Genomic DNA, 16630 nt, shown 5'->3' on the forward strand with positions numbered 1-16630 from the left:
TCTTGTAAGAAAATAATAACATGAAAATAGCCGTATATGGACAAAAATTTGGAAAGAAAAACATACCATATTTAAATCAGTTCATGGGCTATGCATGTAGTCACTCAATAGAAATTCATATTGAAAAATCATTTTTTAATATTTTATCCTCTTTTGAAGAATTTAAAAATTTAGATTTTCCTGTATTTTCTCATTATAAAGAATTAACTAAAGATTTCAGTTTAATGTTTACTTTTGGAGGAGATGGAACCATTTTATCTGCTATTACATTGATTAGAGATTCTGGAATTCCTATAGTTGGAGTAAATACAGGCAATCTGGGATTTTTAGCAACTTTTAATAAAGATGTATTTATTCAGAAAATAGATCAAATTTTCAATAGAAAACTTCATATAATGCCTAGAAGTTTATTATGTTTGGAAACTTCAATAACTAATCATTATAAGTTTTTTAATTTTGCACTCAATGAAATTGTTATTCTTCGAAAAGAAACAGTTTCTATGATTACTATAGATGCTTATATTGATAATGAATTTTTGACTTCTTATTGGGCCGATGGATTGATTATTTCTACTCCTACTGGATCAACTGGGTATTCTTTAAGTTGTGGAGGCCCTATTATTAGTCCTGATAATAATAATTTTGTTCTTACTCCTATATCTCCACATAATTTGTTTTCACGTCCGCTAATTATATCAGATCATCAAAAAATTCATTTAAAAATACACAGTCGTGTTAAATCTTATTCTTTATCAATGGATACTAGACTGACTTTTTTGAATAAGGAGAATGAATTGTATATCCAAAAAGCTCCTTTTTATATTTATCTTCTTCAAGAAGGAAAAAATACTTATTATAAAACATTGCGAGAAAAACTTTTATGGGGAATGGATCAAAGAAATTGAATGTGAACAATCTTTGTTTTTTATTTATATCTTTGTTAAAGATCCATTTATGATTCCTTGTATGAAAAATTTATTAAAAGAAATAGATTATAATAATATTCCTCATCATGTAGCTATTATTATGGACGGGAATGGACGTTGGGCTGAAAAAAGAGGAAAATTAAGAACATTTGGTCATGAAAAAGCAATGCTATCTGTAAGAGATACTATAAATGGATGTAAAGAATTAGGAATTCCTTATGTTACTTTATATGTGTTTTCTTCTGAAAATTGGAACAGGCCAAAAAAAGAAATAAATGATTTGATGCGTTTATTTCATACTAATTTAAAAATTCATTTAGAAGAAATTCATGAAAAAAATGTGAAAATCATTACAATAGGAGAAATTGAAAGATTTTCCGAAATGATTCAAAAAGAATTATCTTTTTTCATAAAAAAAACCGAACATAATACATCTGGAACTTTAATTTTAGCACTAAGTTATAGTGCTAGAGAAGAGATTTTAAGAGCTACAAAAAATATTGCTAAAAAAGTTTGCGATGGATTTCTATCATTAAGAGATATTAACGATTCTTTTTTTAAAAATCATTTATACACTAAAGATTTACCAGATGTGGATCTAATCATAAGAACTAGCGGAGAACAACGTATTAGTAATTTTTTACTTTGGCAGTCTGCTTATGCAGAACTATATTTCACAAATATTTTGTGGCCAGACTTTCGAAAAAAAGATTTTTTTGAAGCTATTATCAATTATCAAAAAAGAAAACGTCGTTTTGGAAACGTTGAATAACTTTTTGCATTCATGAAAAAAAACATTTTTCTAATTTTTTATTTTTTCATAATGATAATGCAAATACAACAGGGGTACTCTTTTATTCAAAAAAAGGATTTTAATATTTCTAAAAATGAAATTTCAAATCTTGTTGTAAAATCAGTTCATATAATGGGAAAAACAAAATATGATAGTCCTTTTATTTCCGATTTATCTGGTATTTATTCTGGAGATTTTATTGATTCTTATGGAATAAAGATCGATTCTGCTATCAAAAAATTGTGGAAAAGTAATCTCTTTAAAAACATATCTATTTATAAAAAAAATATTTCTAAAAATGAAATAGATCTATTTTTTGAATTGGAAGATTTAATAGAAATTCATGAAGTTCAAGTCAAAGGAATTAGAAAAGAACAATTTTCCAATATAAAAAAATTAAAATCTGGAGATAAAATTTCTGATGATCTAATTCAAACTATAAAAAACGATATTCAAGAGTATTATATACAAAAAGGATACAATGAAATTAATATAAAAAATGAAATAATCAGAATAAATGATAAAAATATATTATTTCTATCTGTTGATAAAGGAAAAAAAATTGAAATAGAAAAAATATTATTTGAAGGAAATCATCTTCTGAACGATAAGGAATTACTTCATTTAATGATCAAAACAAAAAAAAGTTTTTTTATTCCAATCATAGAAAAATCTATTTATCTATTTGTTCAAGAAAACATAAGAAAAGATTTCAAAAATATTGCTGATAAATATAAATCTATGGGTTTTATTGATATTCAAGTATTTTTAGATTCCGTTTGGAAAGAAAAATCCGGAAATTATGGAATAAAAATAAAATTAGTAGAAGGAAATAGATATTTTTTAGGAAAAGTAGATTTTTTAGGAAATAAAAAATTGAAAACAAATTTTTTAAAAAAAATTTTTTTTCATAAAGAAGGAAATATTTATAATCAAATTGAAATAGAAAGAAATATTTTAGACGCTTCTTTTCCTACTAGCATACTCTATACTTATTTAGATTTAGGTTATTTATTTGTTAATATAATACCGGTAGAGAAAAGAGTAGTAGATGATAAAATTGATTTGGAAATACAAATAAAAGAAAATCAACCTGTATATATCAAAAAAGTAAAGATATCAGGAAATTTAATAACTAAAGATCATGTAATTAGAAGAGAATTAAAAACTTATCCAGGAACTCTTTTTTCTCCTAAAAACATGAGATACAGTTTGTTAAATTTGGAAAATTTAAATCTTTTCGATAAAGTCTATTCTGAAATTCATACAAATCAAGAAAACAATTCTGTAGATATAGAATGGCATATTGTAGAAAAAAATACCAATGAATTTCAAGTTCATGGAGGATTGGGAGGAAAAGATCTGAAAAAAGTTATTGGTAATTTTAAATTAAATTTTGGAAATTTTTCTTTAAAAGACTTTTTTAAATGGAAATTGTGGAATCCTATTCCTCAAGGGGATGGACAAAAATTAGTAGTATTCAGTCAATTAGGAAAAGATTTTACATCTTATGGTTTTTCATTCACAGAACCTTGGATAGAAAGAAGAAATCCAACATCATTAACTTTGAAAGGAAATTATTCGATCAATAAAATGAAAAATGAGGAAGATTTTTATTTTTTATCTCAAATATATAAAAATTCTAAAATAGAAAAAAAACAATTTTTAGAATTAAAAAAAGTAGGGGGTTCTGTGAACTTAAATAAATTTTTAACTTTTTTAGATCCTTATTCAGCAATTTTAACATCTGTAGATTACGATAAGTTTATTTTCAACAAAACAATTTCATCTGATTTTTATCAAAAACATGAGTTTCATAATCTTAGTTGTTTGATTTCATTACAAAGGCTTTATACTTTCCCCGATTCTATATTTCCATTTAAAGGATCCAAAATCCAATTGAATAGCACGTTTACTCTTCCATATTCCATGATTTTAAAAAATTATGATAAAAATAATATTAAATGGATGGAGTATTATAAATTCAAGATAATTTTTTTTTGGTATCAAAAAATTATAGAAAACATGGTGTTCAAAATAGGAAGTGAATTTGGATATTTAGGACAATATAATCATTCAAAAGAATTGTTCCCATTTCAAAAATTTTATATAGGTGGAGTTCAAAATAATTTTATGGAATCCAAATTGGAAGAGAAAGATCATATTCCGTTAAGGGGATATTCTTTTTCTACTCCAAATCATGGAGGAGTGATTTACAATAAACTTATTTTGGAAATGCGTTATTTAATTAAGAATTTTTCAACTTTAAAAATTTGGACTACTTTTTTTATGGAAGGAGGGAATGTGAGTGATTCTTACAAAAAATTTCATCCATTCATAATGAATAAATCTTTCGGATTTGGAGTTCGTCTTTTTTGGAATCCAATAGGATTTATTGGTGTAGATTTTGGATATCCTATAGATGGAACTCAATCAAAATGGAAAACACATTTTATTATAGGAAAAGATTTGTAATCAACAAAATATAAAAATCATATGGGAAAAAATACAATTTTTTATTTTTTATTATTTTTTTTATTGTTTGGATATTCATACTCTTACTCTCATACCAAAGTATGTCAACAAAGAATAGTTTGTCTTAATAGTATGGTGATTATAGAGAAAATGCCAGAGTTTTCTAGTGCTCAAAAAGAATTAGATAGAATTAGTAAAATGCATGAGAATATACTAGATAAATTAGCAAAAGAATTTCACAAAAAAGCAGAAAAATTTCAAAAAAATAAAAATCCAATTCTTAAAAAAGAACTAGAAATTTTACAAGCAAGAGCTCATGCATATCAAAAAACAGCAGCTGATGATTTAACCAAAAAACAAAATAAATTATTAAATCCTATATATAAAAAAATAGAAAATGCTATTCATAAAGTAATAGAAAAAGATAAAAGTATTATAAGAGTTGATGATTGTAGCCCTGGAAAAGGAGTTTTGGTTAATAAAGGAAAAGATATCACAGAGGAAGTGAAAAAAGAATTAGGAATATAAAAATCTACAATTAAAGTGGTATCTCCCGGAATCGAACCGGGGACACAAGGATTTTCAGTCCTTTGCTCTACCAACTGAGCTAAGATACCAAAAATATAAACTATAAACAAAAGTACAATTAATAAATAAATCAATTAAATCAATAGGTTACATCATCATATTTTTTTTGTTAGTTTTGTTTTTTTCTTCTTGCAAAGAAAAAGAATTTTTAATAAAAAAGAAAAAAAAATTCCTCAAAGAATTTTCATAAAAACGAGTGTTTTTTACAAAGAAGATGGTTTATTGAGAATTTTCATGTATTCTCCACTGATAAAAGAATATACTTCTTACACTTTATTTCCAAATGGTTTTTGTTTATTCATTTATGAGAATGATGCCAATAAATATACTTATCTTAAAGCCGATTGGGTTAAATCGATTGGAAAAATAATTTATCATATTAAGGGAAATATTCAAATTATGAATTCTAATGGATACTTTGTTAAAACTGAAGAAATTTTCTGGAATAGAAAACAGAAAAAAATTTTTAATGAAAAGTATACAATGATATATAATTCAAATGGAACTATATTACATGCAATAAATGGAATAGAAGCTTCTGATGATTTAAAAAAATTAGATTAAAAAATATTAGTGGGACTTTACCTTTAATAGGATATGATTTCTCATATTAGTATAGTTTTTATTGCTATACTTATATCTGCTTTTTTCTCTGGTATGGAAATGGCTTTAATTTCTTCTAGTTTATTTCAAATAGAATTGAACAAGAAAAAAGACTCGTTTCGTTCTAAAATTCTTTCTAAAAGCATTAGTGAACCTAAAAAATTTATAACTACAATGCTAATTGGAAATACCATATCTTTAGTCATATATGGAATTTATATGGAAAAATTATTTTTTTCTATTTTTCCAAAAGAATTTTTGCATAATTCCTTATGGATTATTTTTTTAGAAACAGTTTTTTCCGCTACTGTAATTTTAATTATTGGAGAATTTATTCCTAAAATAATATTTAGTGTATATTCAAATGAATTATTGAATTTATTTATAATTCCTGTATATATTATATGCAAAATTTTTTCTCCCATTACGAATTCTGTTATTTGGATTTCTAATGTTTTTCTAAAAATCTTAGGAGAGAAAGAAAATGACAAGAAAAAAATTTTTGATAAAGAAGATTTAATTTATTTTTTATCAGAAAATATAGAAAACAATATTAAAGGAAAAGGAAAAAAATTCGTAGAATATGAAATTGAAATTTTTCATAAAGCTTTGGATTTTTCAGAAAAAAAAGCACGAGAATGTATGGTTCCTAGAAAAGAAATAATTTCTTCTAATATCACATTTTCTTCTATAGATAGTATTCGCAATCTTTTCACAGAAAGTGGATTATCTAAAATAGTGATTTATAAAAAGAATATAGACAATATTATAGGATACATTCATTATTTAGAACTTTTTAAAAAACCAAAAAATATTGAATCTGTAATTAGACCTGTAGAATTAGTTTATATTACTACTCCTGTGAGAGAAATTATGGATCTTTTAATTAAGAAGAAAAGAAGCATAGCTATAATTTTAGATGAATATGGAGGAACAGCAGGAATGATTACTATAGAAGATCTTCTAGAAGAATTTCTTGGAGATATAAAAGATGAACATGATGAAAATATTTTATTGGATAGAAGATTAAATGATTCAGAATTTTTATTTTCTGCACGTTTAGAAATCGATTTTATTAATGCAAAGTATGATTTAGATCTTCCAAAATCCGAAAAATATGAAACTTTAGGAGGATTAATAGTTACTTATACAGGAAATATTCCTAAATATGGAGAAAAAATTATCATTAACAAAAATTTTGATATTGAAATCAAAAAAGTATCTAAGAATAAAATAGAAGAAGTTTTTCTTAAAAAAAATATTGACTTGAAATGAGTTTTTTGGAAAAAATTAGAAAAAATACATGGTTAATTTTCTTGTTTATAGGAATTTCTTTAGTATTTTTTGTATTGGATCCTAATATTTTGTTAAAATTTTTTTCTGAAAATTCTAATGTAATAGGAAAAGTAAATGGAGATAATATTTCTTTCAAAGAATATTTTGATAATTTTCAATTTTTAAAACGATTTCGTGAAGGAGAATCTGATTCTTCTTTGAAAAATGATGTTTGGAAATTATTAGTTCATGAAAAAGTATTAACTCAACAAGCAATGAAATTAGGAATACAAAGTACAAAAAGAGATTTTTGGAAAGCTATTGAAAAACAATCTATATATAGTAAAATATATGACTTTCAAGATGAAAAAGGAAATATGGATATCAAAAAGTTTCAATTGTATTTGAAAAATTTAGAAAAATTGTCAATTCCTCAGGCAGAGGAAGAAAAAAATATTTGGAATTATGAAAAAAAGAACATTCTAAAAAAAATTGTGGCAAAAAAATATGTGGAAATGTTAATGTATGGATTGAATACTTCTTTTATAGAAGCGGAGTTGAATTCCAGAGATAAAAATTATTTTTCCATCATTGATTATGTTTTTATTCCTTATTCAGAGATAGAAAAAAAATATCACCCAATAAAAAATTATGAAATTTATGATTATATTAAAAAAAATAAGTTTTTTTATAAAACAGAAAATTTAAGAAATCTTAGTTTCGTTATTTTACGTTCTCATCCGTCTTTGGATGATGAAAAAAATATGGATAATAAAATCAGGAAATTGTTTCAAGAATTGAAATCCTCTGATCATCATTCTATGATTGTCTCTAATCAATCTGAAAGGCCTTTTGATTCTAATTTTTATTTAAAAAAAAATCTTCCTCCCATTTTACAAGATTTTGTAGAGAAAAATAATCGAATAGGATCCATGTTTGGTCCTGTTAAAGAAAACAATATTTATATCATGGCTAAATTAACTGGAAAAAAAATGGTACACAATTCTGTTTTATTCAGTCATATATTAATTTCTCATAAAGAAGCTGTACGTTCTTCTAATCAAAGATCCAAAAAAAAAGCTGAAAATATAGCTAAAAAAATATATAATACTGTTCAAAAAAATCCTTATCAATTCGATGCTTTAGTAATGAAAAAATCTGATGATTTTATTAAAAATAATAAAGGAAATTTAGGGTGGATGAAATATGAAGAACAAAATAATCTAAAAAAATTAGATATTTTTTCGTCAGAAAATAAAAAAGGAACAATAGCTTTTACTGAAACTAAATTTGGATACCATATTCTAAGAATAGAAGATCAAAAAGATCTGAAACCTGTGTATCAATTCTCTATAATTATCAAAACACTTGTTCCATCAAAAAAAACGGAAGATTTGCTTCATAAAAATGCTGTTCAATTCATAAAACAAAATAAAAATTCCAATTTAAATACATTGATTAATAATGCAAGAATAAAAAAATATGAAACTGTATTTTTAGAAACAGTAAAAAATTATCAATGGAATATTCATGGATTAAATACTGAATTAGATAAGGAAATCATAAATTGGTCTTATGAAAAAAATAGAAAAGAAGGAGATTTTAAAGTTTTTTACACTTCAAACAGAGATTACATTATAGTATTTTTATCTAAGATTCAAAAAAAAGGATATCCTATTGAAGAAATAAAAAATAATTTGATCCCTTTATTGATTAATAAAAAAATTCATAAAAATTTAATAAAATATAAATTTTATAACAAAAATCTAGAAGACATCGCTGTTCATTTTTCTAAGAAAATCAATAAATCTTGTAGAATCAATTTTTATAATTCTATGATTGGTGAATATAAAGAGCCTAAAGTAGTAGGATCTGCTTTTTCTTCAAAATTATACAAAACTTCTAATCCTATATTAGGTAAAAAAGGTCTTTTTTTTGTAAGACCATTAAAACGTTTTAATACATCTAAAAAACTTTCTTATTCAGAAGTAGAATTTTTAAATTCTTTTTTAAGGAAAAATGTTTTAGAAAAATTAGGAGATGTATTGATCAAAAAATCTAAAATTAAAGATTATAGAAAAGATATTTAACGTTTCACAGAATAAGGAGGTTTTTTTTCTTTTTTAGGAATAGAAGTTTGTTTTTCTTGATTCTCTTGCGTAAGAATTTCATTTTTTATTTTTTCTTTAGCATTCTTTAAATATCGTATTCCTTCTCCTAATCCACGAGCTATATCCGGTATTTTTTTGGGTCCAAATACGAGAAGAGCTATAAAAATGATGAAAAAACTTTCTTCAATACTAATAAATAAAAAATTTGTCATTTTCTTATATTTTTTTACAAAAATCATATACTATAGATGGAGCTATAAATATAGAAGAGTAAGTGCCAATACTCACTCCAAGAAATAAAGCTAACATAAAACTACGAAGGGGAGCTCCTCCAAATAAAAAAATGATAGAAATTACTAATAAAGTGATTAATGAAGTATTTATAGTTCTTGTTAAAGAATTAACGATTCCTGTGTTTATGGTTTGTTTCATTGTTGAAGATGATGTTTTTTTTGAAATTTTTCTAATTTGATCATAAACGATAACAGTATCATTAATGGAATAACCAATTATAGTTAATAACGCAGCTATAAAAGACTGATCGATTTCAAGAATCGGAAATTTCCCATAAAAAAAAGAGTATATACCAAGAACAATGACTGAATCATGAATTAAAGAAACTACAGCCCCCAATCCAAATTGCCATTTCTGGAATCTTATAAAAATGTATAAAAATATTCCTATTAAAGAAATGATAATTGATATAAAAGATTTATCTTTCATATCTTTAGCTATTGTTGGTTCTACTTTTTCTGAAGATAAAACTCCTAAAGGTTTGTCTTTTTCTATATTTTTAAAATCCCTAAAATGAAAATGAATAGGAAAATAATCTTTCAAAGATATGAACATTTTTTGCAAAATTTCTTCGTCTATCTTATGATTTTCTTCCCATATTTTGTATTTAGTCACTATTTTAAGTTGATTTTCATTTCCAAATGTTTTTACATTTGGAAATGAAGGTCTACCTTTTTCTAGAAAAGTTTTTGATAAAATTTCTGAAATTTTTTCAGGAATCATTTTTCTATCAAAAAGAATTACATAAGAACGGCCTCCAACAAAATCTAATCCAAGATTTAATCCTTTAAAAACCATAGAAAATACACTAATTATTAAAAGAATAGAAGAAATCATGTAATACCATTTTCTTTTAGACAAAAAATCCCATTGAATATTTTGAATTTTATGAAAAACATTAATAAACATCTTATTCCCAAAAGTAATATTTTGATATTTTTTTAAATGCCATTCTAACAATAATCTACCTAAACAAGTAGAAGTAAATACAGATATTATGATTCCAATAATTAAAGTAGTGGAAAATCCTTGAATTGGTCCTGTTCCAAAATAGAACAAAATAATTCCACACAACAAAGTAGTAATTTGTCCATCTATAATTGACGATAAAGCCCCTTGAAACGTATAACTGTTATGAATAGATGTAAAAATAGAAATTTTATTTCTTATATTTTCTTTAATTTTTTCATAGATTAGAATGTTGGCATCCATAGACATGGCTAACGTTAATATGATACCTGCAATTCCAGGAAAAGTTAATACTGCGTTTATGGAAATAAGAATACCAAAAATAAATATTATATTAAAAATTAAAATTATATCAGAATACAATCCTGGAATTGAATAATGAAAAATCATCCAAAAGAATACAAAAAATAAGGCAATTAAAAAAGATTTCATTCCTTTGTGAATTGATTCTTTTCCCAAAGAGGGACCTACAATCTCCGTTTGAACGATATTCACTGAAGTAGGTAGTTCTCCTGCATTTAACACATTGACTAAATCATTAGATTCTTGTATAGAAAAATGTCCAGATATTTGAGACATACCATTTGTAATAACTGATTGAACTAAAGGATTCGCATAGACGAAATCATCAAGTACTATTGCTATATTTTTTCCTATATTTTTTTCAGTAAATATTTTCCATTTTTTAGTTCCTTCTTGATTCATTTTTATATTGACAGATATTTCATTAAAAGGACCAAAAGACTTATAAGCACGAGTCACAACGTCTCCATTTAAATAAGAATACGTTTCTTCATTATTTATTTTTACAGCAAATAATTGTAAAAAATTATTATTGATTGAATTTCCCCATAAAAATTTTACATTATGCAAATTATATGGTAAAGCTTCTGTAGCTTCTATTGAATTCAAGAATTCAGAAATTACTTTTTTATGTTTTTTATGAATAAATCCAACTATGTTGTTTGACTTCCGTGTAGAAATATTCAAAACATCTATAAAAGATTTATTTAATTTTTTATGAAAAAATTTATCTATTTTTTTAAAATATGGGAAAACTTCTTGAAAATTATAAGTTTCAAAAAAATGCAATTCTGCTTTTTTTTCTAGAATATTTTTTATTCTATCTACATCTTTAATACCAGATAATTCTATTAAAATACGATTAGAATTTTTTATACGTTGTATATTTGGCTGTAAAACTCCAAATTGATCTATTCTAGATCTTAATATATTTTGAATGGAAATAATAGATAATTCTATTTTTTCTTTCAGAAAAGTTTTTATTTCTACATTTGAACTGTTGGAATCAATTTTTTCTATATTGAATCTGTTCCCAAATAAATCGGGAGAAGATAAATGAATGTTTAACTGATCAAAAAAATTGATAAAAAACGATAAATAATCTGCATTGGGATTTTCTTTTTTTTTCTGATCTGCATATTCTAATGCTTTTATAAAAAAAGGATTTTGAGAATTTTCTGAAAATTTTTTCAATAAATATTTTTCAGATACATCTAAAATTATGCTAATTCCTCCTTCCAAATCTAAACCTAGATTTAAAGTTTTTTTATTGTTTTTTTTAAAAACACTGGAATGTATATAATATAAACAAATTATAGTCAATATTATGGTTGTAAAAATCGTAAAAAAGCTTCCTATACGCATTTTATTTTTTATAACGATTTGTAGATTCGGATAGTAAAAATATAAAAATTAAATGTGAAATTATTGTTTCATTAATAGATTAAAAAATTTTATAATTACCTTTGTCTAGGATTAAGAAAATTAAATGAATGCATTTAAAAAAATTTTAGCTTATTCAAAGCCTTATAAATATCATTACACTATAAATATATTATGTAATTTTCTGCATTCTTTATTTTCAATTATATCAATCATATCTATTTCACCTGTATTAAGTATTTTGCTTGAATCTTCTAAAGGGAAAAATAAGACAATATTTTTTAATTCTTTTAATAGTTATTTTGATTTTATCATCAAATATTTTCATGATTATATAAAAATATTATCAGATCAATACGGTAAAATAAAAACCTTGGCTATATTTTGTGTTTTTATCATTCTTCTTTTTTTAATCAGAAATATTTTTAAATACTTAGCAGAATATTTTTTAATTGGAATAAGAATTTCTATTGTTAGAAATATTAGAAATGATTTTCACAAAAAAATATTGTCTTTACCTGTTATCTTTTTTTCCGATAAAAAAAATGGAGATTTGATGTCTAGATTCTCTAATGATGTTAATGAAATAGAAGTGTCTATTGTCAATTCTTTAGCTAATTTAATTAGTTATCCAATAATGGTACTTTTTCATTTTTTGACTTTATTTTTTATGAGTTATCAGCTAACGTTATTTGCTTTTTTATTACTTCCTCTGATGGGAACTTTTATATCTATTATAGGAAATAGTTTAAAAAAAGACGCAAGAGGAGCTCAAAATCAGTTAGGAAAATTATTTTCTGTTATAGAAGAAACTTTAAATTCCACAAAAATTATAAATATTTTTAATGCTGAAAACCAAATGCAAAAACGTTTTGAACAAGTTTCTGAATGTCAGAAAATACTTTCTGCTCGTGTGAACAGAAAAAAAGAATTAGCTTCTCCAACAAGCGAATTCTTAGGTTCTATCACTATGATTTTAATTATTTGGTATGGAGGAAAACTTTTTTTGGAAAAAAAGGGAATGGCTCCAGAAATTCTTTTTCCTTTTATAGGATTATTTTTTCAAATTATTAATCCAGCGAAAAGTCTAGTTAATTCTATATCTAATATTCAAAAAGGAAGAGCTGCTGCAGAACGTATTGTAGAAATATTAAATACTAAATGTGTTTCAAATGAAAAAATGAGATCGAAATCTATTTTTCATTTTGAAAATGAAATTTTGTTTCAGAATGTAACATTTGCTTATAATAAAACTGTTTTGATTCAAAATTTGAACTTTTCTTTGAAAAAAGGAAAAACAATAGCTTTAGTAGGGAGATCAGGAAGTGGAAAATCTACTATAGCTAATTTGTTAGCTAACTTTTATAATGTTACATCTGGAGAAATAACTGTTGATGGAATTAACATTAAATATTTAAGAATTAAAGATTATAGAAAGTTATTAGGAATGGTAACCCAAGAACCGGTTCTTTTTAATGATTCTGTTTTTAACAATATAACATTAGGTGTAGAAAAAAAAATATCTATCAATTCTGTAATAAAAGCAGCTAAAATTGCAAATGCACATTGTTTTATAGAAAAACTTCCAAAAGGATACGACACTATTATTGGATACAATGGTAATAAATTGTCTTTAGGACAAAAACAAAGAATTAGTATAGCTAGAGTTGTTTTTAAAGATCCTCCAATTATGATTTTGGATGAGGCTACTTCTTCTCTAGATGCAGAATCAGAAATAGCGGTTCAAAAAGCATTAAATAAAATGATGAGAAATAGAACATCTCTTGTGATAGCTCACCGATTATCTTCTCCCATTATACAAAATGCAGACCATATTATTGTGTTGGAAAAAGGAAAAATAATAGAACAAGGGAAGCATCAAACTTTAATTGATAAAAAAGGAACTTACAGTAATTTAATGTCTTTACAAAGTTTTTGAATGAATCTATTATATGAATATTGTAAAATCTGTTTCCGAAATTATTGATCATCCTGTTTTATCTATTTCCATTATAGGAAACCTATTCTTAATAGAAAGTATTTTATCCATAGATAATGCAGCCATGATCGCTTCTATGATTGTGAATTTAAGAAAAGAAGATAGGAAAAAAGCGATTAAATATGGAATTGTTGGAGCTTATTTTTTTAGAGGATTATGTTTACTGTTTGCTTCGACATTAATAAAAATATGGTGGCTTAAACCATTGGGTGGTTTATATTTAATTTTTGTAGGATTCAATCATTTCTTAACAAAAAATAATTTTTCGTCAAAAAATTCAAAGAACATAAAAAGAAAAGATTCTTTTTGGAAAATTGTTCTGTTCATAGAAATTATGGATTTGTCTTTTTCTATTGATAATATTTTTGCTTCTGTTGCTTTGTCAGAAAATTTTTTATTAATTTTTTTAGGTGTATTTATAGGAATTCTTTCAATGAGATTGATTGCTCAATTTTTTATTCAATTAATGGAAAAGTTTCCAGAATTAAAGAACTCTGCTTTTCTCATTATTATCGTTCTAGGAATAAAACTTATTTTTTCTTCTTTTAAAAATCATAATTTCTTCTTATCCGAAGGAATATTTTCGTTATTCACTTTTTTTGTATTTGCATTTCCCATTTTTGTTTTTTGGATCAAAAAAATCATAAAAAAAATAAACTAAAATAGTATGGTAATAGGATCTTCTAAAAAGTTTTTAAGAGAATGAATATAGCTACTTCCTATAGCTCCATCTATAATTCTATGATCACAAGATAAAGTAATTTTCATTACATTTCCTATTTCTATTTTAGAATCTTTAACAATTGGTCGTTTCATAATAGATCCTACAGATAAAATAGAAGAGTTAGGAATGTTAATAATAGAAGTAAAAAATTCTATTCCATACATTCCCAAATTGGAAACTGTAAAAGTACTGTTTTCTATTTCTTCTGGTTGTATTTTTTTTGATTTAGAACGTAATACTTTATCTTTAATTTCTTTGGAAATTTGTAATAATGATTTTTGATCTGCATTTTTAATAACTGGGACAATTAATCCATCTTTTACCGCTACTGCTACTCCTATATGAATATGTGAATGAAGTAGAATCTCTTCTTCATTCCAAGATACATTCATATCAGGATGCCTCTTCAAAGATTGAGCAACCGCTTTTATAATAATATCATTAAATGATATTTTCTCTTCTAAAGAAAGTTTATCGTTTAAGTCTTTTCTAAATTTCATCAATTTATCCACATTAATTTCACTAAATAAATAATAATGTGGAGCAGAAAATTTAGAATAAGTTAAATGTTTTGCTATTTTTATTCTCATGGAAGAATGAGTTATTTTTTTATTAACTTCCTTATAGCTTGTTTTTTCATTTGTTTTTTCATAAGATTCAATATCTCTTTTAATGATTCTTCCATATTCTCCACTTCCTTTAATATCATTTATAGAAAGTCCTATTTTTTGAGCCATTTTTTTTGCTAAAGGAGAAATAAATATTCGATCTTTTTTATTTTTTTTATATACTTTATCCTTTTTTTCTTCTTTAATTTCTTTTTTTTCTTGTTCTTCTCCTTTTGATTTTGAAATCAAATGACTGATGTCTTCTCCTTTCTCTCCTATAATCGCTAATATATCATTTACACGTGTAGTCCCCCCTTCTTTTACCCCAATAAAAAGTAAAACTCCACTTACATCTATTTCAAAATCTTGAGTCGCTTTATCTGTTTCTATTTCAGCTAGAATATCTCCTTCTGAAACTTGATCTCCTATTTTTTTATTCCATTTTATTACAGTCCCCTCTTCCATTGTATCACTTAATTGGGGCATAGATATTATTTCCGCCATTATTATAAGGTATTTTTTTTGATTATCACGAAGATATAACTTGATCTAAAAAAGGATAATTTGTTTCATTATAAACAACATTATACATTTCTTCTAAAGAAGGTGGATCCGATTTTTCTGCAAATTCTACACAGGATTCTACTTCTTTTTTTACTTCATTTTCTATCGTTTTCAGATTTTCTATTGTTTCCCATTTATTTTGTATAATAATATTTTTTAATTTTAAAATGGGGTCTTTTTTTTTATATGAATGAACCTCTTCTTTGCTACGATATGATTCAGCATCTGACATAGAATGTCCTCTATATCTATATGTTTGAATGTCTAAAAAAGTAGCTCCTTCACCTTTTCTAGCTCTTTCTATTGCAATAAAAGCCGCCCGTGCTATTTTTTCAGGATCCATTCCATCCACAGAATTAGAAGGCATCCCGTATGATAACCCTATTTTATAGATTTCTTCCACATTTGTACTTCTTTCTACAGAAGTTCCCATAGCATATTTATTGTTTTCACATATAAATACAACAGGAAGTTTCCAGATCATGGCCATATTAAATGTTTCATGTAAAGATCCTTGTCTTACAGCTCCGTCTCCCATAAGAGTAAGAGTGACAGCCTTTCTATTAAAATACTTGTCGGAAAAAGCAATACCAGCTCCTAATGGAATTTGCCCCCCTACAATTCCGTGACCTCCATAGAAACGATGTTTCTTACTAAAAATATGCATGGATCCGCCCATTCCATGAGAAGTTCCAGTTTTTTTTCCTAAAAGTTCTGCCATGACTTTCTTTGGATCAACTCCCATAGATATGGGCAAAATATGACATCTATATGCAGTTATAATTTTATCTTTAGACATATCCATTGCATGAATCAATCCTGCTGGAATTGCTTCTTGTCCATTATACAGATGTAAAAATCCTCTAATTTTCTGTTTCAAGTATAGGGAACGACATTTGTCCTCAAATTTTCTCCAAAAAGACATATCCTTAAACCACTTGAGATAGGTTTCTGTGGTAATTTCTTTCATAAGAAAAAATTTTTATGAGATTATCATCTATCGTATGCAAATTTA

At 24.9% G+C, this 16630-nt stretch carries 13 protein-coding genes and 1 tRNA gene; 9 read left to right on the top strand and 5 right to left on the bottom strand.

Translation table 11 applies throughout. The features are described 5' to 3' along the window. The first annotated feature begins 20 nt into the window (after nt 1-20). The 4 genes from BLBBGE_RS00425 (at nt 21) to BLBBGE_RS00440 (ending at nt 4722) form a co-directional block, all read left to right on the top strand. Complete coding sequence (locus BLBBGE_RS00425) at nt 21-905, top strand: NAD kinase (RefSeq protein ID WP_012840634.1); 885 nt, start codon at nt 21-23, stop codon at nt 903-905. 61 nt (nt 906-966) lie between these two features. Next, nucleotides 967-1698 carry an isoprenyl transferase gene (locus BLBBGE_RS00430; RefSeq protein ID WP_041936734.1) on the top strand — a complete coding sequence of 244 codons (732 nt, stop codon included), beginning with the start codon at nt 967-969 and terminating at the stop codon, nt 1696-1698. Between the two features lie 57 nt (nt 1699-1755). After that, nucleotides 1756-4194, top strand: coding sequence for a POTRA domain-containing protein (locus BLBBGE_RS00435; RefSeq protein ID WP_226989461.1), 2439 nt, complete (start codon nt 1756-1758; stop codon nt 4192-4194). Between the two features lie 21 nt (nt 4195-4215). Continuing rightward, nucleotides 4216-4722 (top strand): OmpH family outer membrane protein, encoded by a 507-nt coding sequence (locus tag BLBBGE_RS00440; protein ID WP_012840637.1) that lies wholly within the window; start codon nt 4216-4218, stop codon nt 4720-4722. 16 nt (nt 4723-4738) lie between these two features. Here BLBBGE_RS00440 and BLBBGE_RS00445 read toward each other — a convergent pair. After that, nucleotides 4739-4811: transfer RNA gene (locus tag BLBBGE_RS00445), tRNA-Phe, on the bottom strand. A gap of 100 nt (nt 4812-4911) precedes the next feature. On the opposite strand from BLBBGE_RS00445, the gene BLBBGE_RS00450 reads away from it, so the two are divergent. From BLBBGE_RS00450 to BLBBGE_RS00460, 3 genes are read left to right on the top strand one after another with little or no spacing between them, the layout of a single operon-like run. After that, complete coding sequence (locus tag BLBBGE_RS00450) at nt 4912-5346, top strand: hypothetical protein (protein ID WP_012840638.1); 435 nt, start codon at nt 4912-4914, stop codon at nt 5344-5346. A 33-nt stretch (nt 5347-5379) separates the two neighbouring features. Next, nucleotides 5380-6660 (top strand): CNNM domain-containing protein, encoded by a 1281-nt coding sequence (locus BLBBGE_RS00455; protein WP_012840639.1) that lies wholly within the window; start codon nt 5380-5382, stop codon nt 6658-6660. After that, entirely contained in the window at nt 6657-8750 is a 2094-nt protein-coding gene (locus tag BLBBGE_RS00460; RefSeq protein ID WP_012840640.1) for a SurA N-terminal domain-containing protein, read from the top strand. The genes BLBBGE_RS00455 and BLBBGE_RS00460 overlap by 4 nt, the downstream gene beginning before the upstream one ends. Here BLBBGE_RS00460 and BLBBGE_RS00465 read toward each other — a convergent pair. After that, on the bottom strand, nt 8747-8983 hold the full coding sequence (locus tag BLBBGE_RS00465; RefSeq protein WP_012840641.1) for a twin-arginine translocase TatA/TatE family subunit: 237 nt from the start codon (nt 8981-8983) through the stop codon (nt 8747-8749). The two genes, BLBBGE_RS00460 and BLBBGE_RS00465, sit on opposite strands and share 4 nt — an antisense overlap. Before the next feature lie 4 nt (nt 8984-8987). Next, complete coding sequence (gene secD, locus BLBBGE_RS00470; RefSeq protein WP_012840642.1) at nt 8988-11702, bottom strand: protein translocase subunit SecD; 2715 nt, start codon at nt 11700-11702, stop codon at nt 8988-8990. Between the two features lie 124 nt (nt 11703-11826). Here secD and BLBBGE_RS00475 point away from each other — a divergent pair, with 124 nt between their 5' ends. Together BLBBGE_RS00475 and BLBBGE_RS00480 are read left to right on the top strand one after the other, a co-directional pair. Next, a complete protein-coding gene (locus BLBBGE_RS00475; RefSeq protein WP_012840643.1) occupies nt 11827-13659 on the top strand; it encodes an ABC transporter ATP-binding protein in 1833 nt (610 codons plus the stop codon). Nucleotides 13660-13672: 13 nt separating this feature from the next. Next, the gene (locus tag BLBBGE_RS00480; protein ID WP_012840644.1) at nt 13673-14380 is read left to right on the top strand and encodes a DUF475 domain-containing protein; all 708 of its coding nucleotides are present in this window, start codon (nt 13673-13675) and stop codon (nt 14378-14380) included. Here the strand turns inward: BLBBGE_RS00480 and BLBBGE_RS00485 are convergent. After that, entirely contained in the window at nt 14377-15555 is a 1179-nt protein-coding gene (locus tag BLBBGE_RS00485; protein ID WP_012840645.1) for a dihydrolipoamide acetyltransferase family protein, read from the bottom strand. The genes BLBBGE_RS00480 and BLBBGE_RS00485 overlap by 4 nt on opposite strands. A 25-nt stretch (nt 15556-15580) precedes the next feature. Continuing rightward, nucleotides 15581-16585 (bottom strand): pyruvate dehydrogenase (acetyl-transferring) E1 component subunit alpha, encoded by a 1005-nt coding sequence (gene pdhA / locus BLBBGE_RS00490; protein ID WP_012840646.1) that lies wholly within the window; start codon nt 16583-16585, stop codon nt 15581-15583. Between the last annotated feature and the right edge of the window lie 45 nt (nt 16586-16630).

This window comes from Blattabacterium sp. (Blattella germanica) str. Bge (assembly GCF_000022605.2).
In the GTDB taxonomy this organism is placed as follows: Bacteria; Bacteroidota; Bacteroidia; order Flavobacteriales; family Blattabacteriaceae; genus Blattabacterium.